Source organism: Microbacterium sp. STF-2, from assembly GCF_034650155.1.
Taxonomy (GTDB): Bacteria; Actinomycetota; Actinomycetes; order Actinomycetales; family Microbacteriaceae; genus Microbacterium; species Microbacterium maritypicum_A.
Map to the genome: position 1 here is coordinate 881829 of NZ_JARKMW010000002.1, position 22422 is coordinate 904250.

Genomic DNA, 22422 nt, shown 5'->3' on the forward strand with positions numbered 1-22422 from the left:
GTCAGGCGCCCGCGAACGGGGCGATCGTGATTCCCGCCTCCTGCAGCATCCGCTTGGTCTCCGCGGCCATGGCCACCGAGCCGGGACTGTCGCCGTGCACGCAGATCGACTGCGCGACCACGGGCACATCGGTGCCGTCGATCGCACGGATCACGCCGTCGGCGGCGAGGCGCACCATGCGCTCGGCGACCGCTGCCGGGTCGTGCAGCACCGCGCCCTCCTCGGTGCGCGAGACGAGCTGCCCGTCGGGCTGATACGCGCGGTCCGCGAACGCCTCGGCGGCGACGGCGAGCCCTGCCCGCTCGGCCACGTCGAGCACGACGCCTCCGGAGAGCCCGAGCAGCACCAGGCCAGGGTCGATCGCGCGGATCGCGGCCACGACGTCCTTCGACTGCCGCTCGTCGCGGGCGATCGTGTTGTAGAGAGCGCCGTGCGGCTTGACGTACGAGACCCGGCCGCCGACCGCGGAGGCGAGCCCGATGAGCGCACCGAGCTGGTACTCGACGTGCGCCTGCAGCGTGGCCGAGTCGATGTCGACCTTCGTGCGTCCGAAGTTCTCGTAGTCGCGGTAACCGGGGTGCGCGCCGATCACCACGCCGTCCGCCACGGCAGCCGCGAGCGTCTCGCGGATCCCCTCGGGGCTGCCGGCATGGAAACCGCACGACACGTTCGCGCTCGTGACGAGGCGGAGCATGCTCGCGTCGTCGCTGACGATCCGGTCGGCGACGTTCTCGCCGAGGTCCGAGTTCAGGTCGATCGATGTCATGCGATCACGCTCCGATTCCGAGGAAGGCGAAGATGGGGCCGACCGAGACGATACCCATGTACCAGGTGAGCAGCGTCACGAGCGTACCGGCGACGAGCAGCCACATCGGGTACTTCCTCGAGCCGAGCAGGTCGCGACGGAACCAGCCGATGTACATGAACACCGTGAGTCCGATCGGCAGGATCAGGCCGTTGAAGCCGCCGACGAACACGAGGATCGCCGCAGGAGCGGTACCGATCGAGAGGTACACCGCCAGCGACACCACGATGAACGCGACGGTCGCGAGCTGCAGCGGCCACCCGCCCTTGAGCTTCGCGGTGAAGGTGGAGAGGAAGGTGGCGGAGGTGTAGGCCGCACCGATGACCGAGCTGATCGCCGCGGCCCAGAAGATCGCACCGAAGATGCGGAGGCCGGCGTCGCCGAGCACCGCGCCGAACGCCTGACCCGCGGGGTTCGCGCCCTGCCCGGAGAGGTCGAGCGTGACGCCGGAGGCCACGACGCCGAGGATCGCGAGGAACAGGACGTAGCGCATCACGCCGGTGACGAGGATGCCGTTGGTCGCCGCGCGCATGACGGGGCCGGCGTGCTCCGGTCCGGTGTGTCCCGAGTCGAGGTAGCGGTGGGCGCCGGAGTAGGTGATGTATCCGCCGACGGTGCCGCCGACGATGGTGGTGATGGTGGCGAAGTTCAGCTCGTCGGGCACGAAGGTCTGGCGCAGCGCCTCGCCGATCGGCGGCTGGGCGATCACGGCCACGACCACGGTCATGACGATCATGGCGATTCCCAGCACGACCAGCACGATGTCCATCACGGGGCCCGCCTTCTTCACCAGGAAGATGATGATCGCGAGGGCCGCGGTGACCATGCCACCGAGCTTGGGGTCGATGCCGAGCAGGGCGTTGAGTCCCAGTCCGCCACCGGCGATGTTCCCGATGTTGAAGGCCAGCCCGCCGATCACGACGAGCACGGCGATCAGGTGTCCGGAGAAGGGGATGGCGCTGTTCGCGAGTTCGCCGGCGCGCTTGCCGGACGAGGTGATCATGCGCCAGACGTTCAGCTGCACCGCGATGTCGACGAGGATCGAGATGAGGATCGCGAACGCGAAGGCGGCCCCCATCGTCGCTGTGAACGTGGCGGTCTGCGTGATGAAGCCGGGGCCGATGGCGCTGGTGGCCATGAGGAAGATCGCGCCGATGACGGCACTGCGGCCCGCGCGCTTCTTGGCGGACGAGAGGCGGGCTTCGTCCTCCGGGGAGAGGGAGGCGGTGGTCTGCTCTGACATGCGGGGGGTTCCCATCGTCGTTGGTGGGTGTCGGGTGACCCCCAGTGTAGAACGGATAGGCATTCATTGTTCAACAATCGTGTTACGGCCGTGCTACAGAACGGTTGCCTTCGTGTGATTTCCCTCCTGCGACCGCAGACGATGCCGCAGCCCCGCCGCCTACGATGAAGGCATGAACCAGCAGGGCCCGCTCGCCGACGTCCTCCGTCAGCGCATCATCGACGGCGACTTCGCACCGGGGTCACGACTCTCGGAATCAGCCCTCGCCGAGCAGTTCGACGTCTCGCGCAACACGCTTCGCGAAGCCTTCCGTGTGCTCGCCGAGCAGGGCCTCGTCGAGCACATCCCCCACCGCGGGGTCTCGGTGGCGTCACCGACCATCGCCGACGTGATCGACATCTATCGGGCCCGCCGCGTGATCGAATGCACCGCACTGCGCCAGTCCGAGCCCGAGCACCCCGCCGTGCAGCTCATGCGCGAAGCCCTGGCCGAGGCCGAGGAGCAGCTGCCGCACGAGGATTGGCGACGCATCGGCAGCGCGAACATGGCCTTCCACGACGCGATCGTCGCCCTCGCCGACAGCGCACGGCTCGCCCGCACCTACCGCGATGTCGCCGCCGAGCTGCGTCTCGTCTTCCTCGAGATCGACGAGCCGAGGTCGCTGCACGAGCCGTACGTCCGTCGGAACCGCGCGGTGCTCACGGCTCTGCTGGAACAGGGGCCCGAAGCCGCTGCGGAAGAACTCGAGCGCTACCTCACCGCATCGGAGCGCAGTGTGTTGGGGGCTTTCGCCCGCATGGGCCACGCCTGACCCCCGACGTCTCGCCGGGACGCACACCACCTTCGACCAGAACGACGTTCGGTATTTTTGACCTGAGTGCATAAATCTGTGAACGTGCCGGGAGATGCCTTGCCATCGCGTGAGAGCCATGCTTACCGTGAGCGCACTTCGACAGGATCGGCTGCGCAGAGTTGCTCACCTTTCCGCCGGGGGCCGCGTGCCGAGGGGGCGCGCGGAATCGTTCAGATCGAAAAGGACTACTACTTTGCGACTCACGAGAAAACTGGCGTTCGCCGCTACCGCGGCTGCTGCGCTCTGCCTCGGCACGGTCATCCCCGCTGCCGCGAATTCCGCACCCGACGCCGATGACATCCCCACCTTCCAGGAGTTCGAGGCGTCGACCTACCGAGACGTCGACGGTGCCTACGTCGTCAACGGAGACGAGGTGATCTCCAACCAGGGCGAACTGCGTTCGTTCTACGAGCAGCTCCTCGGCGCCGACCCCGTGACCAACGGTCTCATCGTCAACACCGTCAACAGCATCGACGACAAGTGGTCCGACGCGCAGGTGGCGAACCTCACCTATTGCGTCAGCACCGCCTTCGGCGCACGTCACGCCGACGTCGTGAACGCGATGGAAAGCGGTGCTGCCCTCTGGGAAGCCGCATCCTCGAAGATCGACTTCATCTACGACAGCAGCGCCGATGCCAACTGCACGACGCGCAACAACGCCGTCCTGTTCTCGGTGGAGCCGGTGCAGACGACGCAGTACATCGCCAGGGCCTTCTTCCCGAGCACCGCACCGCGTCTGCAGAACGTCCTCATCGATGACTCGATCTGGACCCCCGGCTCGTCCTGGACCCCGACGAACGTGCTCGGCCATGAACTGGGCCACGTGCTCGGCTTCCGCCACGAGCACACCCGGCCGGAGGCCGGCACCTGCTTCGAGGACAACAACTGGCGTCCTCTGACGCCGTACGACTCCTCGTCGATCATGCACTACCCGCAGTGCAACGGCTCCTCCGACGACCTGTCGATGACGAGCGTCGACACCGCCGGAGTCGTCTCCCTCTACGGGAACTGACACCGGTCAGCACGTCGGAATCAGGGGGCCCGGTCGTTCGCGACCGGGCCCCGCGTTCGTCCGTCGTTCAGGCGGAGTCGCGCGGCAACTGCTCGCGCCCCCGCAGAGCCGCCGTCGCCCTCGGCCGCGGCTCACCGTCACGCAGGGGAGCCGGTGGCGCGATGGACGCCGTGGGCTCGGGGAGTCCGTACCGTCGGAACATCCAGCGGCGGGCCTCCTCGAGCGGATAGGTCTCGCCGAAGACGGCGGACTTCACGAAGACCCCCTCGATCGTGCTGCGCAGCATCACCTCTTCGAGCGCCGGGTCCTCGGCCCCCCGCGCGCGGAAGAGGTCACGGACGGCGTCCTCCGCCGCGGTGGCGCCCGCCTCGTGCCGGGCCTCCGACTCCGCGAAGAGTCGATGCGTGGCCGGCTGCTGCTGCATCGCGAGCACCGCGCGCTGCAGCGGTATCGCATAGGCGGTGGCCGTGAGAGCACCGTCGATCACCGCGGCGAGCATCTCGTCGGGCGTGCCCTCGACGCGGGCGAAGCCGAGCACGGTCTCGAACCAGCGATCGATCACGGCGGCGACGAGTTGCTCCTTGCCACCGAAGTGATAGTTCACGAGCCCCTGGGCGACGCCGGCACGCTTCGTGATCTCGGCGATGCTCGCCCCTGCGACGCCGCGTTCACTGAACGTCTCGATCGCCGCCTGCAGGATGTTCTCCCTGGCACGCTCGCGGGCCAACCGGTTTTGCTCGTCGGAGCGCGCCACGTGGCATCCACCTCCTGAGTCCCGCCGGTCCGTCTTTCGAAATCGCCCCCCCTGCCGTATAGATTACTCACTGAATGTTCGTTCAATCTATGAACCGACACGGATTCACCCTTCCCAGGAGCACCCATGCACTCTTTCGCGAGCGTCGACTTCAACAGCGTCACCTCGATCTTCGAATGGCTCGTGAGCCAGTGGTGGGCGTGGACGATCGTCGGGGTCGTCGTGCTGTTCTTCCTCGTGATCTGGATCCTGCCGGCCGCCAAGGTCAAGGCCTCGCCCGAGCACCCCACCACCGGGGTCGAAGCCGATGAGATCGCGCTCGGCTTCCTGCAGATCGTGAACCTGCCCTCAGGCGCCTGGAACGATCCGACCGCTTCGCTCCTCGACGACCGCGAGAAGAAGGTCCTCGTCGACCAGTGGGGCGTGCACACACGAGACGAATGGCTCGCCAACATCGAGCGCCTGAGCACCGTCCGCCGCCGTCGCGAGGTATGGATGCTGTACCTCGCCGTACGCACCGAACTCGCCCAGCGCCTCGGCCGCACGCCGAAGGCCAAGGAATGGCTCGCCGCCATCGTGCAGGAGGGCGGCGACAAGCGCGTTGCACGCGCTTTCGTCACCTCGATCGAGTACGCCGAGACCGAGGTGCGCAAGCGCGTGGGCAAGGACATCGTCACCCCCGGGCTCTTCGTGAAGACCCTTGATGGCTACGGCCTGGGTCAGGCCGTGGCCATGACGACCTGGGGTGTCGCGCTCGGACACGGCGACGTCGCTGAGGCACGCGCGATCATCCACCGCATCAACGTCGAAGGACGCCCGGCGTTCGAATCATGGGCCGACTTCGGCCTGAGCTACATCGTGGGACGTGTCATGCACTGGACGGACGGCAACGTCGATGAGAAGTCGTTCGAGAAGTTCGGCGACGGCTGGTCCGATTTCCAGGCCGCAGCGTCCGAGAAGCGCAACGGCCCGTGGGCGACGCTGTCATGGAGCCTGTGACCGTAGACCTGGAACCGCTGCGACGGAGCGCGGGCCTGCGCGACATCCGCACCTACGAGCGCATCTGCGGGATCCCGCCGCATCGCCGCTTCCTGGTGATCCTGGTGGTCGTACTGCTGTTCGCCGCCGCGATGCTGACCGGGCTCTGGTTCCTCGGCCGCAGCGACATCCTCACGGTCGCCCCGATCCTCGGGGCGTTCGTGATCGGGTACACCGTGCTCGCCGCCGTCGGCTTCGTCTGGTGGGCGGTCGGCCTGAGTCGCCGGGTGAAGGTCGCCGCCTTCGCCTGGGCGAACGGATGGGCGTACGCCGACACCCTCGAGCGCACCCGCCGTCCCGGGGCCGCGTTCACGCGGGTCGCGCACGGACGCGAACGTGCGGTCATCGCCTGCGACGACGACCGGATGCCGTTCGAGCTGGGCATGCATCACTCTGTCGCCCACGGACAGGAGCGCGCCACGATCCAGCGCCCCTTCGCCTTCATCGAACTGCCGCTGCCGGCATCCGTCCCGCACATCGTGCTCGCCAACCGGAAGCGCAGCATCGTCCCCACGCTCGGCCTCGGGCGTGGCGCCGCGCGCATGGATCTGGAAGGCGAGTTCGCGAAGACGTTCCGCCTCATCGTGCCGGAGGGCTATCAGCAGGACGCTCTCTACATCTTCACGCCGGATCTGATGGCCCGCGTGCTGGACCTCGGCTCCGGCGCCGAGATCGAGCTCGTGTCCGACCGTCTCTACGTGTACCTGCCGTCCGGCACACGGTTCGACCATGCCGAGACCATGACGGCGGTGCTCACCTTGGCCGAGGAGTTCCATCGGCGCTTCGCGGTGCGCACCGAGCTGTACCGCGATGACGAGGCGGGAGGCCTCGCCGCCAGAGCAGGCGTGTCGGTCGGCCTGCGCGGCCAACGGCTGGGCGGTCGCGGGATCTCGGTGTTCGCGGTCGCCGGCACGGCCGCGGTGCTCCTGCTCTCCGCCGGCCTCACCGCCTTCTCGCTCTTCGGCGGTGACATCCTCAGCTCGCTCGTCGGCTGAGCCTCAAGACCCACGGCTGTGGGCCTGGCCCGGAGGGGGCGCCAGGGCCACAGCCGTGTTCATCCCCTCCGCGGACGCTCGCGCACCCCGACGCGGTTCGTCAGGACCGGACGTGGTCGGTCAGGCCGAGGCCCGGATCACCAGCTCGGTCGGCAGGATCGTCGTGGTCGGCGGGTCCTCCCCCGCGAGCCGCGACAACAGGATCCGGGCCATGGCCTCACCCTGCGCGTACATCGGCTGGCGCATCGTGGTCAGCTGCGGATCGGTGGTGACGGCGACCGAGGAGTCGTCGAAGCCGACCAGCGCGATGTCCTCCGGCACACGCACACCCGCCGAGCGCAGGGCCGTCAGCGCACCTCGGGCCATCAGGTCGCTGGCGACGAAGATCGCATCCGGGCGCCCGCCGTCGAGCAGCCGTCTGGCAGCCTCCGCTCCGCTGGCCTCGCTGTAGTCGCCCTCCTCCTCCGCATACGGGGTGAGCCCGGCATCCGCGAGCGCGGACCGGAACCCCTGCACACGGTCTTCCGAGGCGACCATCGTGAGCGGACCCGAGATCGTCGCGATGCGTGTGCGGCCGATGTCGATCAGGCGGCGGGTGGCGTTCTTCGCTCCGGCGACGTTGTCGACGTCGACGACGTAGTCCCCGTCGTGACGGCGCACCGGGCGGCCGCCGAACACGACCGGCACGGCATCCGCGATCCGATCGACGAAGGCGTCGCTCGTGTGGTGCGAGACGATCAGCGCACCGTCCACGCCGCCGTTGCGCACGAAGCTGGTCATCTTGTCGCCGGGGTCATCGCTCGCGATCAACAGGTTGAGCAGGTAGTCCGAGCCGCCGAGTGCACCTGTGATGCCCGCGACGATGGCCGCGAAGAACGGGTCGCCGAAGAAGCGCGTGGTGTCTTCGGGGACGATCAGCGCGATGGCGTGGGTCTGGCGTGATGCCAGGGAGCGCGCGGCCCGATTGGGCACGTAGTTCAGCTCGTCGATCGCCGCGCGCACCGCGGCGAGGGCCTCCGGGCTCACGGCCGTCGACCCGTTCACGACCCTCGACACTGTCGACCGGGAGACACCCGCAGCGGATGCCACTTCTTCGATGGTCGCTCGGGGCGACATCAGCGTACGCACTCTTCCATCGCCCTATTCTCACCGGTTCACGGGTGCGACGACGACCGTCTCGCTCCGAGTCGCGCAAATGGTCGCATCTCGGCCCCGGATACGACCCTTCGCGCGACTCGAGGGGCGGGCAGCGGGGTCAGAGCGCCCGGGCCGCGATGATGCGGGCGTACTCCCGACCCGAGTCCTTGAGCGTGCGCTCCTGGGTGTCGTAGTCGACGCGTACGATGCCGAACCGCTTGTCGTATCCCCACGCCCATTCGAAGTTGTCGAACAGTGACCAGTAGAAGTAGCCGCGCACGTCGACACCCGCCTCGGCGGCATCGAGCACCGCGCCCAGGTGCAGGCGCAGGAACTCGGTGCGGTCGGCGTCGTGCACGCGTGTCTCGCCGTCTTCGACCGCCACGGCATCGTCGTAGGCCGCCCCGTTCTCGGTCATGTAGAGCACGGTGCCCGCGGGCTCGGCGTACTCGTTCCAGATCCGCTGCAGCACACGGGTGAGCCCCTCGGGCTGCACCTCCCAGTTCTGCGCGGTGCGGGGTAGCCCCCGCTCGACCGCGTGGATGCCGTCGCTCGACGGGTAGGGGCTGCGCCGCACGCGCCCGGTCTCGGGCTCCGCGGAGACCGGCCCCTCAGCCGGAGCAGTGCCCGATACGAGGTCGCCGTGGTAGTAGTTCACCCCCTGCGTGTCGATGTGCTGCGAGATCAGCTGGAGGTCGCCGTCCTGCACGGCCGCCTCGAACTGCGCGACCGCGTCGGCATCGACCGCGCGGATGTCTTCGACGATGTCGGCGGGGTAGCTGCCGCGGTAGATCGGGTCGAGGAACCAGCGGTTGAACTGTCCGTCCACCCGACGAGCCGCATCGACATCGGCCGGATTCTGCGGGTCGGCGGGGTCGGCCACCGTGTGGTTCAGGGTGATGCCGAGGTTGAGCGAGGCGTCGCGTCTGCGGAACTCCTGCACGGTCGTGCCGTGTGCGAGAAGCAGGTGGTGCGAGGCGAGCAGCCCCTCCGCGATGCTGGTGTGCCCGGGCGCATGCTCGCCGGCAGTGTACGAGAGGAACGACGAGCACCACGGCTCGTTCAACGTGGTCCACACGTTCACCCGGTCGCCGAGCGCGTCGTGCATGGTGCCGGCGTACTCCAGGAAGCGATCGACCGTGTCGCGGTTCGTCCAGCCACCGGCATCCTGCAGGGCCTGCGGCATGTCCCAGTGGTACAGCGTCAACCAGGGCAGGATGTCGGCGGCGAGCAGCTCGTCGACCAGGCGCTCGTAGAAGTCCACTCCCGCCGCGTTGACGGCTCCACCGTCCGGACGCACCCGTGACCACGAGGTCGAGAAGCGGTACGTCTGCAGCCCGAGCTGCGTCATGAGCGCGACGTCCTGCGGGTAGCGGTGGTAGTGATCGCAGGCGACGTCGCCGTTCTCGGCCCCGATCACCGCGCCCGGCTGGCGCGAGAACGCGTCCCAGATCGAGGCGGTGCGCCCGTCCTCGAACGCCGCCCCCTCGATCTGGTACGCCGCGGTCGCGGCGCCGAACAGGAAGTTCTCGGGGAAGGAGCGGGTCATAGGGGTCATCCTTTCACCGCGCCCGCCATGATGCCACTGACCAGCTGCCGACCGGCGACCACGAAGAGCACGAGCAGCGGGAGGGTCGCGAGCACCGCGCCGGCGAGCACGATCGAGTAGTCGATGTAGTAGCCCGACTGCAGCTGGCTGAGCGCCGTCTGCAGGGTCGGGTTCTGCGGAGAGAGCACGATCAGCGGCCACAGGTAGTCGGTCCACGCCGTCATGAAGGTGAAGAGTCCGAGGATCGCCATGGCCGGCCGAGCCGCGGGGAGTCCGACGGTCAGGAAGGTGCGGAACTGGTTGGCGCCGTCCATACGGGCGGCCTCGATCAGCTCGTCCGGGATCACATCGACCAGGTACTGCCGCATGAAGAAGACGCCGAAGGCGGTGACGAGGGTCGGCACGATCACCGCGCCGATCGAGCCCGTCCAGCCGAGTTCGCGCATCAGCATGAACAGGGGGATGATGCCCAGCTGCGTCGGGATCGCCATCGTCGCGATCACGAAGATCATCAACCCGTCGCGGCCCTTGAACCGGAGCTTGGCGAAGGCGTAGCCCGCGAGCGTGGAGAAGGTGACGACCGAGAGCGTGATGATGCCGGAGATGAGGAACGAGTTGCCCAGCGCCAGCCAGAACGGGATCGCGTCGAAGACCTTGGCCGCGTTCGTGAAGAAGTTGCCCCCGGGGATCAGCGGCAGCGTCTCACCGCGGGTGGCGTTCGTGCCGCTCGCGACGACGACCGACCACCACAGCGGATACACGCTGCCGATGATGAACGCGGCCAGGAGCCCGTATGTGAGGAAGCCGGGGCGGCTGCCGATCCCGGCGGTGCCGGATGACGCACTCCGGCGACGGCGGATCTTCTCGGGGACGCTCAGTGCCTGCGTGGCGGTCATCGCGCGTTCTCCTCGGTCGTGGTGGCGATCGTCGTTCCGGCGGCCGCCGCGGTCGCGGCCGCGTCGGTGGTGTGCGCGCGGCGGCGGGCCGCACTATTCTTCGGGGCGTCTCCGGTGGAGATCCGTCGGGAGATGAGGAAGTTGATCACGCCGATCCCGACGATCAGCAGGAACAGCAGGATGGCGACGGCCGATGCCTCCCCGAGGTTGCGACGGAAGAACGCCAGTTCCCAGAGGAACAGCACGGTGGTCTGGAACTGCCGGTCGCTGCCGCCGATGCCGCCGGCGGTCGACACGTCGAACAGGCGCGGCTCGGCGAAGATCTGCAGCCCGCCGATCGTCGCCGTGATGATGACGAAGATCAGGGTGGGACGGATCGTGGGGATGGTGATCGAGAAGAAGCGGCGCGCGGCGCCGGCCCCGTCGAGGGCCGCCGACTCGTAGAGGTCACGCGGCACGGCCTGCATCGCGGCCAGCAGGATGAGGGCGTTGTAGCCCGTCCAGCGGAAGTTCACCATGATGGCGATCGCGATGTGCGACAGCGCGGTGTTGTGCTTCCACTCCTGGTCCGCGATGCCGATGAGGTTGAGCAGGTTGTTGGCCAGACCGTCGGCCTCGTTGAAGATGCTCGAGAAGATGATGGCGACCGCGACCGGGGTGACCACGAACGGGATCAGCACGCTCATGCGCCAGAACGTCGGGGCGCGCAGGCCCCGGTCGAGGAGGTAGGCGATCACGAGGGCCACGGCCAGCTGCGGGATCGCGGAGAGCAGGAAGATGCTCAGGGTGTTGCCGATCGAGTTCCAGAACATCGCGTCGCCGAGGATCTCGACGAAGTTGCCGACCCCGACGAACTCGCCTTCGCCCTTGAGCAGGTCCCACTCGTGCACCGCCACCCAGACCGTGTAGAGCAGCGGGAACAGGCCGACCAGCCCGAACAGCAGGAAGAACGGCGAGATGTAGAAGTACGGCGAGGCGTTCTGGTCGAACCGTGAGACGCGGTGGCGCCAGGAGCGTTTCGGTGCGGCATCCTTCGCGGGGGATGCCGCGCGCTGCTGTTCCGCGGGCGGGGCGGTGAGTGTCATGGGGTGTCCTTGTCCCGGGGTTCCGAGGAGTTCCGGTCGCAGTTCCTGCCGCCGGCCGTGGGGTGGCGACGGCGGGAACTGCGACCGGAAGGGGGATGTCAGCCGACGAGGTCGTTCAGCAGACCGATGGCCTGGTCCCAGGCGCCCTGGGTGTCGGTGTCGCCGCGGTCGAGGCTGCTGAGCGCCGGACCGAAGACGTTCTCCTGGATCACCGAGTCATCGGCACCCTTGAACTGGGCGACGACGCCCTTGGCGCGCTCGGCGAGGATCGCCCCGGTCGGCGCGTCGTTGAAGAACGCGTTCGGCGTCGCATCCGCGGCGAGCGTCTCCTGCGCCTTGATCGTCGAGGGGAAGTTGCCCGCGGCGGCGGACTGCTTCACCTGCTGCTCGGGCTGCGTCAGCCAGTCGGCCAGCTCGGCGGCCGCCTTCTTGTGCTGCGAGGTCTCCGGGATCGACAGGAACGCGCCACCCCAGTTGGCCGCGCCGCCGGGGAACACATCGGCGAAGTCCCATCCGGTGGACGCATCGCCGCCGCCGGCCTCGACCTGGCCCTGCACGACGCCGAGCATCCAGCCCGGGCACACGAAGGTCGCGAAGGTGCCGTCGACGAACGACTTGCCGCCGTTCCAGTCCCACGCGGTCTGCGCGGCGGACTGGCCGCCCTCGGTCGCGGCGCCCAGCAGCTCGAAGCGCTCCTTGAGCTCGGCGTTGTCTTCGACGTTCAGCTTGCCGTCGGTCGTGTAGTAGCCCTCGTCGAGCTGGTTCACCATGGCGTTCCAGACGAAGCCGGAGTGGTCGTACCAGGCCTTGCCGGTCTTCGCGGTGTAGTCGGCGCCCACCTGGAAGTAGTTCTCCCAGTCGCCGTTGAGGAGCTCGGCCACCGACTCGCGGTCGCTCGGGAGCCCGGCCGCCTCGAATGCGGCGCCGTTGTAGCAGATGCCGCTCGGGCCGATGTCGGTGCCGTAGCCGATGACGCGGCCTTCGGCGTCGGTCGCCTGGCCGTACTTCCAGTCGACCCAGTCGTCCTTGCGGTCTTCGATGCCGTAGTCGCGCAGGTCGACGAAGGTGTCGGAGACGTCCATGATCGCGCCGAGCCAGCCCTCTTCGACTGCGACGATGTCGCTGAGGCCGGAGCCGGCGGCGATCTTGGTGAACGCATCCGTGCGGGCGTTGCCGCCGGTGTCGATGTTGGTCGCCTCGATCGTGACGTTCGGGTGGGCCTTCTCGTACTCCTTGTAGAGATCTTCGTAGCCGAAGGTGCCGAACGTGGTGACGGTCAATGTGACCTCTTCATCGGCGCTCCCCTCCGTGGAATCGCCGGTGCTGCCGGAGCAGCCGGCGAGGGCGAGAGCGGAGACGGATGCCACGGCGGCAGTCACGAGGATCCGGTTGCGGGCACGTGTGTTCACAGTTCACTCCTTTGTGGTGGTCGTGCGGTGAGTGGTGCGTCGGGACGTCGTGGGAGCGCTCCCACGAACTGAGCAGTCACTCTATGGGAGCGCTCCCACGGTGTCAACCCAGCCGCCGCGGGGTACCCTTGGGCAGTGCCCGAAGCCACGCTCTCCCCTGCCCTCGTCCGCGCCGAAGCCCTGATCCGCAACGTGCCGGACTACCCGCAACCGGGCATCATCTTCCGCGACATCACGCCACTCCTCGCCGACGCCGAGGCCCTCCGCGTGACGACCGAGGCGATCATCGAACCCTTCGCCGGCCAGTTCGACGTGATCGCGGGCATCGAGGCGCGCGGCTTCATCCTCGCCAGCGCTGCCGCCATCGCCGCAGGCGTCGGACTCATCCCGATCCGCAAGGCCGGCAAGCTGCCGCGCCCCGCGGCATCCGTCGACTACGCCCTCGAGTACGGCACCGCCACGATCGAGATGCACGACGACCTGCCCCCCGGATCCCGCGTGCTGCTGATCGACGATGTGCTCGCCACCGGAGGAACCCTCGCGGCCGGACGCGAGCTCGTCGAGCGCCTCGGCAGCCATGTCATCGGCATCTCGGTGCTGTTCGAGATCGACGGTCTCGGCGGCCGCGAGGCGGTCGGCGACCTCCACACCGTCTTCCACTCCGCATAGCCCCCTCTCCCCCACGCCCCCACACCCACGCACACGCACTGCTCGTCGAGCGCACGGGTACTCGGCGAGCGCACGGCATCCCCCCGCACGCGGGCCGTGCACTCGGCGAGATGTCGTGCCCTCGACGTCGAGTGGGCGGGGCGAGGGCGGGCGAGCCGAGGGCAGTAGACTGGATGCGCCCGTCCGCCCGCGACTCTTGGAGCCGTCATGCCCACCATCGTCGTCGACGTCATGCCCAAGCCCGAACTGCTCGACCCGCAGGGGAAGGCCGTCTCCGGCGCCTTCGCCCGCCTCGGCGTCGAGGGCTTCACCGACGTCCGCATCGGCAAGCGCTTCGAGCTCACCGTCGAAGGCGAGGTCACCGACGAGGTTCTCGCCGAGGCCCGGCGCATCGCCGACGAGGTGCTCTCCAACTCCGTGATCGAGGACGTCGTCGGCATCGAGGTCGCGGAGTGACCGTCCGCATCGGCGTCATCACCTTCCCCGGCTCGCTCGACGACCGCGACGCCCAGCGCGCCGTGCGCATCGCCGGCGCAGAGCCGGTCGCCCTGTGGCACGGCTCGCACGACCTCGAGGGCGTCGACGCACTCGTCCTCCCCGGTGGCTTCAGCTACGGCGATTACCTGCGCGCCGGCGCGATCGCCGCGCTCTCGCCGATCATGAGCGAGGTCAAGGATGCCGCCGCGAAGGGAATGCCCGTGCTCGGCATCTGCAACGGTTTCCAGATGCTCGTCGAGGCTCACCTGCTGCCCGGCGGCCTGATCCGCAACAACCACCAGCACTTCGTGCGTCGCGACCAGAAGCTCACGGTCGAGAACTCCGACACCGCGTGGACCAATGCGTTCCGCACCGGCCAGGAGATCGTGATCCCGCTCAAGAACGCCGACGGCGGCTACATCGCCGACGAGCAGACCCTCGACCGTATCGAGGGCGAGGGGCTCGTGGCCTTCCGCTACGCCGGAGTCAACCCGAACGGATCGCTCCGCGACATCGCCGGTCTCACCAACGAGGCGGGCAACGTGGTCGGGCTCATGCCGCACCCCGAGCACGCCACCGAGGCGGGCTTCGGCCCCGACACCGCTGTCGCCATGCGCAGCGGCATCGACGGACTCGACTTCTTCACGAGCGCCATCGCCGCGGTCGCCCGCGTCGCCGCATAACCTCAGGCCGGTCCGCCGTCAGGCGGGTCCGCCGTCAGGCGGGTCCGCCGTCAGGCCGGTCGAACGGCAGGCCGGTCCGCCGTCAGGCCGGTCGAACGGCAGGTCAGTCGGCAGGCAGGGTGAACGGATTGTCCCCCGCCGCCGCGAGCAGGTACCAGGCCGTCGCGCCCGTGTGCAGGCTGGCGTAGTAGAGGTCGCCGAAACCCGAGTCGAGACCGTCGTTCGAGGTCGCGACGATCCCCTTGCCGTCACCGTTCGGAGCATCGCGCTGCGCCAGACGGATGCTGCTCAGCAACGTCTCGGCCCGGTCGGCGTCTCCCGGGCCGTCGCGGAGCGTGAGAGCGAGCGCGAGGTGTCCGCTCCCCTCGAACCAGGCCTTCGACACATCGACCTCGCTGATCGAGGGGCCCGTGTACGGGCCGTCGGTGGCGATCAGGTTCGCGAGCGTCCAGTCCAGCGCGGCGCCGTAGCGCGGGTCGCCCGTGGCGAGTGAACTCCACGTCTGCGCATCCAGCGGAATGGGACGGGTGTTGATGGTCGAACCGTCGAGGCCCGTGCCGGTGTCGACGTGGCCGTCCGCACTCTGCATGGCCGCGACGAAGTCGGCGGCGACCGCTGCCCGCTCGGACCACACGGGGTCGCCGGTGAGCTGAGCCAATTGCGTGAAGAACCCCGAGACGTCGCTGTTGTGCTCGGTGGACTTCCAGGTCAGCGACGTGCCGTCCTCGAGCTGACCCCCGGTGTACCCGTACGGGGCTCGGACCATGTCGGCCGTGTTGTCCTGGATCCACTGGCCCACACGCAGCGCGCCGTCGAGGTACCGCGAATCTCCGGTGGCGTGCGCGAGACGCGCGAGAGCCAATCCGACCCACGCCTGGTTCCCGGTGAAGCTGCCGGGGCCGGTGATCTCCACCCGCCCCTCGCGGATGCCGTGCGGTTCGTACGACGCCCGTGTGCGGCCGTCGCCGATCGGGTCGTTCGCCTGCACGAAGAGCAGGGTGTCGCCGATCGCCCGCGCGCGACGGAGGTCGTCCGGAAGCCCCCTGGCGGTGTACGCGATGATCACGAGCGCATCGTCGTAGACGAACGAGGGGGTGAAGTCCCAGCTCGGAGTGGTGAAGAATCCGCCCTCGTAGCTGCGCGGCAGACAGTGTCCGGCTCCATCGCAGAACTGGTCGACGCGCGTATCCAGGAACTCGTAGGCCAGCGCGACGGACTGCGAGGGATCCAGGCCACTCGCACCGGATGCCTGGTCATCCGACGGGCGCATGGCTCCCCCCGCGGCAGGAGCCGCGCCCACCAGCACAACTGCGGCGACGAGCGCGGCGGCGACCGCCCACGGCGCCGATCGGCGCGAAGATCCGGACATCGAGACCCCTCGGTCTGAACCGCGCGCGGGTCCGCAGCACGCGGGTGACCGGCAGGTCACCCAGCGAGCCTCGCACCCCGCATGCGCTCGCAGAAGCGGCGAAGGTCTAGAGGTGGCTCTCCGATCGGCGAGTCCTCCGAACCGACCCGGCCACCGGTTCGCCGGTCCCCCGGGAGTCGGAGCGGTACGTCAGGCGAGCGCCGGCGGCCAGACGCCGATGATGATCGCCATGACGACGACCGTGACGAGCTCGTGAGCGATGTTCAGCGTGGTGAGTCGGGTCGAGCGCCCCTCGAACGCGTCGTGCGTGATGAAACGGGCGGCCGTGAACCCCGCCCACAGCGTGACAGCGGTGACGACGGCGCCCCAGAAGTACGATCCGCCGTAGAAGTGCCACGCGATCGACGAGGCGCCGGCGAGCACCCAGGCCGTGATGAAGCTCACGATGACCGTGGTGATGATCGGCCAGGCCGCTGTGGCCGCAGGACGATCCATGTCGACGTTCGCGAGCTTCGACCAGCGCGTGCCGAACACCTTCGGGGCGTACCAGACCGAGCCGACGAGCATGCTCGACGCGGTGGCCAGCAGGACCGCCCAGTAGTTGATCTCGGGAACCATGACAGCCTCCACTCATCGGATGCCTCACCCTACTCCCCGCCTGCGATCGCACCGCCGGCGACACCGGCATGAGACCGCGACGGATGCATGACCACGGACGCTGGACGATCATGCGAATGACCGACCGTCATGCAAGTGGCGCGGCCTCGGCCGGCGGAATCCGCGGCACCGAACCGATTCGATCCCCGCTCTGGCATGAATGTAAGCGTTTGCACTAGCCTGTTCCCATGGCACAGCTTGAGCAGATCGCAGCCCCCGGTTCCGAGTGGTGGCGCAGCGCCGTCATCTACCAGATCTACCCCCGATCCTTCGCGGACGCCTCGGGTGACGGCATCGGCGACCTGCCGGGCATCACCAGCCGACTCGATGCGCTGCAGGAGCTCGGCGTCGACGCGATCTGGCTGAGCCCGTTCATGACCAGTCCGCAGCGCGACGCGGGTTACGACGTGGCCGACTACCGCGACGTCGACCCGCTGTTCGGCACGCTGGCCGACTTCGACGACATGCTCGAGGCCGCCCATGCCCGCAACATCCGCGTGGTGGTCGACCTGGTGCCGAACCACTCGTCCGACCAGCACGTCTGGTTCCAGCAGGCGTTGAAGGCCGGCCCGGGCAGCCCCGAGCGCGCGCGCTACATCTTCCGCGACGGCAAGGGCGAGAACGGCGAGCTCCCGCCGAACAACTGGGAATCCGTGTTCGGCGGCGGCATGTGGGAGCGCGTCGTCGAGGCCGACGGCACGCCGGGCCAGTGGTACCTGCACATCTTCGACGCCACCCAGCCCGACTTCGACTGGACCAACGAAGAGGTGCGCGAGGAGTTCCGCTCCATCCTGCGCTTCTGGCTCGACCGCGGTGTCGACGGGTTCCGCGTCGACGTGGCCCACGGCATGATCAAGGCCGAAGGCCTGCCCGACTACACGCCCCCGAGCGATGCCGACTCCATGGGCGGCGGCGAGTCGAACGTGCCGTACTGGGGCCAGGACGGCGTGCACGACATCTACCGCGACTGGCACAAGGTGCTCGCCGAGTACGACGGCGACCGCGCCCTGTGCGGCGAGGCCTGGATGCCGACGCTCAAGCAGACGGCCCTGTGGGTGCGTCCGGACGAGATGCACCAGACGTTCAACTTCCCGTACCTGATGACGCCGTGGAACGCGAAGGCCCTCGGCGACGTCATCCGGGAGTCGCTCGACGACTTCGGCGCGGTCGGCGCCCCGAGCACCTGGGTGCTCTCGAACCACGATGTGGTGCGCCACGCCTCGCGCCTCGCGCTGACGGCGGACAACCCCCAGGGCGAGGGTATCGGCCCGAACACCCCGAGCAAGCCCGACACCGCGATCGGCCTGGCCCGCGCCCGCGCCGCGACCACGCTGATGCTGGCACTGCCCGGTTCGTCGTACCTGTACCAGGGCGAAGAGCTCGGCCTGCCCGAGGCCATGGAGATCCCGGACGAGTACCGTCAGGACCCGACCTGGTTCCGCACGAACGGCGAGCGCTACGGTCGTGACGGATGCCGCGTGCCCCTGCCCTGGGAGGCCGAGGCTCCGGCCTTCGGATTCAACGACACCGGTCTCTCGTGGCTCCCGCAGCCCGCAGACTGGGCGGCCTACGCCCGCGACGTCGAAGAGGTCGATCCCGCATCGACGCTCGCGCTGTACAAGCGTCTGCTGGCCGCGCGCCGCGAGCACGGCTTCGGCAGCGGCTCGCTGGTCTGGGAAGACGCCGGGCCCGACGCGGTCGCCTTCCGACGTGGTGACGTGCACGTCGTCGCGAACCTCGGCACGGCGCCGATCGAGCTGCCGGCCGACGCCTTCGTGATGCTGCAGAGCCAGCCGTTCGAAGGCGCGTCGATCCCGGTCGACACCGCCGTCTGGTACACCACAGCGACGCAGGCCTGACACGCCCTTCCGGTCGCGATTCCTGTCGCTCACGCCCGCGTGAACCGGCAGGAATCGCGACCGGAGCACTTTCGACAGAGGAACACATGGCCAGCATCGATGAGGTCGCCCGGCTCGCCGGAGTCTCCACCGCGACCGTCTCCCGCGCACTGAGCGGACGCGGTCACGTATCGGAGTCCGCGAAGGAGAGGGTGCAGGCCGCGGCGCAGTCGCTCGGCTATGTCGTCTCGTCGCGGGCGTCGAGCCTGGCCTCGGGTCGCACCCGCAACGTCGGGGTGATCGTGCCCTTCCTCGACCGGTGGTTCTTCAGCACGGTGCTCTCCGGCGTCTCCGCCGCCCTCATGCGCGAGGGCTATGACATCACGCTGTACAACATCACTGCCGACAAGGACGTACGTCGGCACGTGTTCGACACCTTCCTGCGCCGACAGCGCGTCGACGCCGTGATCGCGGTGTCGATCGAGCTCGACGAGGACGAGACGCAGTATCTGCTCGACCTCGGACTTCCTGTGATCGCGATCGGCGGTCCGAACCCGAAGCTCGACACCCTCACCGTCGACGACGTCGCGGTCGCGCAACTGGCCACCGAGCATCTGATCAGCCTGGGCCACACCGATATCGCGCACATCGGGGCGAACCCGGAGTTCGACATCGACTTCCACATCCCGACCAACCGCCGCCTGGGGTTCGAGAAGGCGCTGGCGAAGGCGGGCATCCCCCTCAACCATGCCTTCCTCGAGCCCGCCGACTTCACGGTCGAGGGCGGCTACCGGGCGGCGAAGCAGCTGCTCGGCCGCCCGGGCCCCCGCCCGACCGCCGTGTTCGCGGCCTCGGACGAGATGGCCATCGGCGCACTTCTCGCGGCCCGAGACCTGGGCTTCAGCGTTCCCGAGGAGCTGTCGATCGTCGGCATCGACGGGCATGAACTCGGCGAGTTCTTCCGCCTGACCACGGTCGATCAGTTCCCGCTCGGACAGGGCGAGCGGGCAGCCGATGCCGTGCTGGCGAAGCTCGCCACCCCCGACGCCGTGCACATCCCGTCGGCGCTGCCCTACGAGCTGAACGTGCGCGGGACCACCTCCCGCCTGCTCTAGCGTTCACACAGGGTGGCGTCGCGCCAGGTGCGATAGCCGCCGTCGAGGTTGCGCGCGTCCACGCCTCGCTGCCGGAGGATCCGCGTGGCGATGTGCCCACGCAATCCGACCTGGCAGTGCACGATGACGGGTCCATCTGACACCTCGTCGAGCCGTTCTCTGAGCTCGTCGAGCGGTACGTTGACGGCGCCGGGAATCGCGTCGGCAGCATGCTCGACCGTCGAGCGCACGTCGATCAGTGTCGCTCCCCCACGCTGCTCCTCAGCGAGTTCATGCCATTGGATGGTCGGAGTCGTGCCGGAGCGGGTGTTCTCGGCGACGTAGCCGAGGATGTTGACCGCGTCCTTCGCCGAGCCGAACTGCGGGGCGTAGGCGAGTTCGAGATTCGCGAGCCCGGCGGCCGTGATGCCGGCCTGCATGGCGGTCGCCACCACATCGATCCGCTTGTCGACACCGTCTCGCCCCACCACCTGCACACCGAGGATCACGTCGGAGGCGGGGTCGGCGAGCATCTTCATGGACAGCGTCTCGGCGCCGGGGTAGTAGCCGGCGTGGGATCCGGGATGCACATGCACGACGTAGAAGTCACGTCCTGCGGCCCGGAGCTGCCGTTCACTCCAGCCCACCTTCGCTGCGTCGACCCCGAACACGCGGACGATCCCGGTGCCGAGCGCGGGGCGCGCCGTCTCCGTCCTCCCCGCGATGAGGTCGGCCACCATGCGTCCATGTCGGTTCGCGAGGCCGGCCATCGTGATGAGAGCCGTGTCGCCGCCCACGAGGTCGAGCTTCTCGACGCCGTCGCCCACCGCGAACACGTCGGGGGCGCTCGTGCGGCACATCGAATCGACCGCGATGCCGCCGGTCTCACCGAGCCGGATGCCGGCACCTTCGGCCAGCGCCGTCTCCGGTACGACTCCGGAGGCATCGATCACGAGTTCGGCGGGGACGGATGCCCCATCACTCAGCGTGACCCGCCCGGATACGGCACGCACGACCTCGACGCCGAGGCGCACATCGACGCCGTGCGCGCGGACCTCGGCGGTGATCGGTGCGGCCATCTCCGCATCGAGCGGGGAGAGGAGGTGGGATCCCCGCTGCACCAGCGTCACGGATGCGCCGCGAGCGACGAGGTTCTCGACCGCTTCCAGGCCCGTGTAGCCTCCGCCGACCACCACCACCGGAACGCCCGCCCGCGAGAGCGCGGCGTCGATCGCATCCGCGTCTTCGACCGTCCGCAGACTGCGCGTACGGATGCCCGAGGAGGGCTCGTTCAGACGGGGGCGCGCGCCGGTGGCGAGGATCAGCCTGTCGTAGCTCTGTGTGAAGCGGCGCCCCGAGTCGATGTCGATGACCTCGACAAGCTTCTGCGCAGTGTCGATTCGCGTGACATCGTGACGCACACGCACATCGAGCCGGAAGCGGCTGCGCAGAGATTCCGGCGTCTGCAGGAGCAGCGATTCGCGTTCTGCGATCACCCCTCCGACGTAATAGGGCAAGCCGCAGTTCGCGTACGAGACCTCAGGCCCTCGTTCGAACACCATGATCTGCGCGTGCTCGTCGAGGCGGCGCAGGCGCGCGGCGGCGGACATGCCCCCGGCGACCCCACCGACGATGACCACGGTGAGCGGTTGCACGGTGGTCATCGCCGGAACATCCGCGAGAAGAAGCCGCCCTGCGCCTGCTCCTTCGGGTGTCCGGAACACCACTGCGCGGCAGGCACCGTTCGCCGCACGGCGTCGACGTGCTGACCGCACCCCGCCCAGGTCGTCTTGCCGCAAGTCTTGCAACGGACTGCTCGGCACATCTTCATCGTCTCCTCACCGATACCCCCGTGGGTATCGGTCCCACTATACCCCCAGGGGTATAGTGGGAAGTCCAGCCGACACCCAGGGAGCGACCATGTCATCCGCAGACGCCGACACCCAGCGCAGGATCGCCAACCGTCTCAAGCGAGCCCGAGGACAGCTCGGCGCCGTCATCGCCGCGGTCGAGGAGGGTGGCGACTGCCGGGCGGTGGTCACACAGCTCGCCGCCGTCACCTCGGCTCTCGACAAGGCGGGTTTCCAGATCATCGCCTCCGCCATGAAGGACTGCATGACCGAGCCCGAGGCGGAGACGCAAGCGGCCACCGACACCCGTGGAGTGTCGATGGCCGAACTGGAGAAGCTGTTCCTCTCCCTCGCGTGACCGGCGGCGCGGGTCAGCTCGCGACGATGAGACCCTTCGTCGCCGTGCGGGCGGCCTCGAAGCGGCGCTGCACATCGGGCCAGTTCACGAGGTTCCAGAACGCCTTGACGTAGTCGGCGCGCACGTTGAGGTAGTCGAGGTAGTAGGCGTGCTCCCAGACGTCGAGCTGCAGCAGCGGGGAGACGCCGAGCGGCGCGTTGCCCTGCTGGTCGAACAGCTGGAAGATCACGGGACGCGCGCCCACGCTGTCCCAGGCGAGCACGGCCCAACCGGATCCCTGCACACCGAGTGCGGTCGCGGTGAAGTGCGCGCGGAAGGCGTCGATCGATCCGAAGGCATCGACCAGTGCGGCCTCGAGCTCACCCTCGGGTGCTCCGCCGCCCTCGGGCGAGAGGTTCTGCCAGAACACCGAGTGGTTGATGTGGCCGCCGAGGTTGAAGGCGAGGTCCTTCTCGAGCTTGTTCACGTTCGCGAGGTCACCCGCGCTGCGGGCGGCGGCGAGCTGCTCGAGTGCGGTGTTCGCCCCCGTGACGTAGGCCTGGTGGTGCTTGGAGTGGTGCAGCTCCATGATCTTGCCCGAGATGTGCGGCTCGAGGGCCGAGTAGTCGTACGGCAGCTCGGGGAGTGTGTAGAGCGTGGTCATGACGTCTT

The 22422-nt window shown here is 68.6% G+C and carries 22 protein-coding genes; 10 read left to right on the top strand and 12 right to left on the bottom strand.

Features of this window, described 5'->3' with window-relative positions:
- Position 1: 1 nt before the first annotated feature.
- Together MicroSTF_RS18075 and MicroSTF_RS18080 are read right to left on the bottom strand one after the other, a co-directional pair.
- Positions 2–766, bottom strand: a complete 765-nt coding sequence (locus MicroSTF_RS18075) for a LamB/YcsF family protein (RefSeq protein WP_021199226.1) — start codon at positions 764–766, stop codon at positions 2–4.
- A gap of 4 nt (positions 767–770) precedes the next feature.
- Positions 771–2048, bottom strand: coding sequence for an NRAMP family divalent metal transporter (locus tag MicroSTF_RS18080; RefSeq protein ID WP_315072846.1), 1278 nt, complete (start codon positions 2046–2048; stop codon positions 771–773).
- Between the two features lie 172 nt (positions 2049–2220).
- On the opposite strand from MicroSTF_RS18080, the gene MicroSTF_RS18085 reads away from it, so the two are divergent.
- Together MicroSTF_RS18085 and MicroSTF_RS18090 are read left to right on the top strand one after the other, a co-directional pair.
- Entirely contained in the window at positions 2221–2859 is a 639-nt protein-coding gene (locus MicroSTF_RS18085) for a GntR family transcriptional regulator (protein WP_021199228.1), read from the top strand.
- Positions 2860–3094: 235 nt separating this feature from the next.
- Entirely contained in the window at positions 3095–3913 is an 819-nt protein-coding gene (locus tag MicroSTF_RS18090) for a matrixin family metalloprotease (protein ID WP_021199229.1), read from the top strand.
- A gap of 67 nt (positions 3914–3980) precedes the next feature.
- On the opposite strand, the gene MicroSTF_RS18095 is transcribed toward MicroSTF_RS18090, so the two are convergent.
- Positions 3981–4667 carry a TetR/AcrR family transcriptional regulator gene (locus MicroSTF_RS18095; RefSeq protein ID WP_322957584.1) on the bottom strand — a complete coding sequence of 229 codons (687 nt, stop codon included), beginning with the start codon at positions 4665–4667 and terminating at the stop codon, positions 3981–3983.
- Between the two features lie 126 nt (positions 4668–4793).
- Between MicroSTF_RS18095 and MicroSTF_RS18100 the strand changes: the two genes are divergently transcribed.
- Both MicroSTF_RS18100 and MicroSTF_RS18105 read left to right on the top strand, forming a co-directional pair.
- Entirely contained in the window at positions 4794–5666 is an 873-nt protein-coding gene (locus MicroSTF_RS18100) for a DUF1266 domain-containing protein (RefSeq protein WP_322957586.1), read from the top strand.
- The gene (locus MicroSTF_RS18105) at positions 5663–6700 is read left to right on the top strand and encodes a hypothetical protein (protein ID WP_322957588.1); all 1038 of its coding nucleotides are present in this window, start codon (positions 5663–5665) and stop codon (positions 6698–6700) included. Before MicroSTF_RS18100 ends, MicroSTF_RS18105 begins: the two co-directional genes overlap by 4 nt.
- A gap of 120 nt (positions 6701–6820) precedes the next feature.
- Here the strand turns inward: MicroSTF_RS18105 and MicroSTF_RS18110 are convergent, their stop codons facing one another.
- The 5 genes from MicroSTF_RS18110 to MicroSTF_RS18130 form a co-directional block, all read right to left on the bottom strand.
- Positions 6821–7816: a LacI family DNA-binding transcriptional regulator gene (locus MicroSTF_RS18110; RefSeq protein ID WP_322957590.1), complete on the bottom strand. Its 996-nt coding sequence runs from the start codon at positions 7814–7816 to the stop codon at positions 6821–6823.
- A gap of 139 nt (positions 7817–7955) precedes the next feature.
- The gene (locus MicroSTF_RS18115; protein WP_322957592.1) at positions 7956–9386 is read right to left on the bottom strand and encodes a GH1 family beta-glucosidase; all 1431 of its coding nucleotides are present in this window, start codon (positions 9384–9386) and stop codon (positions 7956–7958) included.
- A 5-nt stretch (positions 9387–9391) separates the two neighbouring features.
- Complete coding sequence (locus MicroSTF_RS18120) at positions 9392–10282, bottom strand: carbohydrate ABC transporter permease (protein ID WP_322957594.1); 891 nt, start codon at positions 10280–10282, stop codon at positions 9392–9394.
- Complete coding sequence (locus MicroSTF_RS18125; RefSeq protein WP_322957595.1) at positions 10279–11367, bottom strand: sugar ABC transporter permease; 1089 nt, start codon at positions 11365–11367, stop codon at positions 10279–10281. Before MicroSTF_RS18125 ends, MicroSTF_RS18120 begins: the two co-directional genes overlap by 4 nt.
- A gap of 98 nt (positions 11368–11465) precedes the next feature.
- Positions 11466–12776, bottom strand: coding sequence for an ABC transporter substrate-binding protein (locus MicroSTF_RS18130; protein ID WP_021199237.1), 1311 nt, complete (start codon positions 12774–12776; stop codon positions 11466–11468).
- A gap of 135 nt (positions 12777–12911) precedes the next feature.
- Between MicroSTF_RS18130 and MicroSTF_RS18135 the strand changes: the two genes are divergently transcribed.
- The 3 genes from MicroSTF_RS18135 (at position 12912) to purQ (ending at position 14605) form a co-directional block, all read left to right on the top strand.
- A complete protein-coding gene (locus tag MicroSTF_RS18135; protein ID WP_029258801.1) occupies positions 12912–13445 on the top strand; it encodes an adenine phosphoribosyltransferase in 534 nt (177 codons plus the stop codon).
- 207 nt (positions 13446–13652) lie between these two features.
- Positions 13653–13901, top strand: a complete 249-nt coding sequence (gene purS, locus MicroSTF_RS18140; RefSeq protein WP_017204254.1) for a phosphoribosylformylglycinamidine synthase subunit PurS — start codon at positions 13653–13655, stop codon at positions 13899–13901.
- Positions 13898–14605 carry a phosphoribosylformylglycinamidine synthase subunit PurQ gene (gene purQ, locus MicroSTF_RS18145; protein WP_029266853.1) on the top strand — a complete coding sequence of 236 codons (708 nt, stop codon included), beginning with the start codon at positions 13898–13900 and terminating at the stop codon, positions 14603–14605. Before purS ends, purQ begins: the two co-directional genes overlap by 4 nt.
- Positions 14606–14708: 103 nt before the next feature.
- On the opposite strand, the gene MicroSTF_RS18150 is transcribed toward purQ, so the two are convergent.
- Both MicroSTF_RS18150 and MicroSTF_RS18155 read right to left on the bottom strand, forming a co-directional pair.
- On the bottom strand, positions 14709–15974 hold the full coding sequence (locus MicroSTF_RS18150) for a hypothetical protein (protein WP_322957600.1): 1266 nt from the start codon (positions 15972–15974) through the stop codon (positions 14709–14711).
- A 189-nt stretch (positions 15975–16163) separates the two neighbouring features.
- Positions 16164–16592: a DUF1761 domain-containing protein gene (locus MicroSTF_RS18155; RefSeq protein WP_021199241.1), complete on the bottom strand. Its 429-nt coding sequence runs from the start codon at positions 16590–16592 to the stop codon at positions 16164–16166.
- Positions 16593–16819: 227 nt separating this feature from the next.
- Here MicroSTF_RS18155 and MicroSTF_RS18160 point away from each other — a divergent pair, with 227 nt between their 5' ends.
- Positions 16820–18490: a glycoside hydrolase family 13 protein gene (locus MicroSTF_RS18160; protein ID WP_021199242.1), complete on the top strand. Its 1671-nt coding sequence runs from the start codon at positions 16820–16822 to the stop codon at positions 18488–18490.
- Positions 18491–18576: 86 nt separating this feature from the next.
- Positions 18577–19584 (top strand): LacI family DNA-binding transcriptional regulator, encoded by a 1008-nt coding sequence (locus MicroSTF_RS18165; protein ID WP_021199243.1) that lies wholly within the window; start codon positions 18577–18579, stop codon positions 19582–19584.
- On the opposite strand, the gene MicroSTF_RS18170 is transcribed toward MicroSTF_RS18165, so the two are convergent.
- A complete protein-coding gene (locus MicroSTF_RS18170) occupies positions 19581–21227 on the bottom strand; it encodes an FAD-dependent oxidoreductase (RefSeq protein WP_322957604.1) in 1647 nt (548 codons plus the stop codon). The two genes, MicroSTF_RS18165 and MicroSTF_RS18170, sit on opposite strands and share 4 nt — an antisense overlap.
- A gap of 256 nt (positions 21228–21483) precedes the next feature.
- Here MicroSTF_RS18170 and MicroSTF_RS18175 point away from each other — a divergent pair, with 256 nt between their 5' ends.
- Positions 21484–21771, top strand: a complete 288-nt coding sequence (locus tag MicroSTF_RS18175) for a metal-sensitive transcriptional regulator (RefSeq protein WP_021199245.1) — start codon at positions 21484–21486, stop codon at positions 21769–21771.
- Between the two features lie 13 nt (positions 21772–21784).
- Here the strand turns inward: MicroSTF_RS18175 and MicroSTF_RS18180 are convergent, their stop codons facing one another.
- Positions 21785–22414: a superoxide dismutase gene (locus MicroSTF_RS18180; RefSeq protein WP_322957607.1), complete on the bottom strand. Its 630-nt coding sequence runs from the start codon at positions 22412–22414 to the stop codon at positions 21785–21787.
- Between the last annotated feature and the right edge of the window lie 8 nt (positions 22415–22422).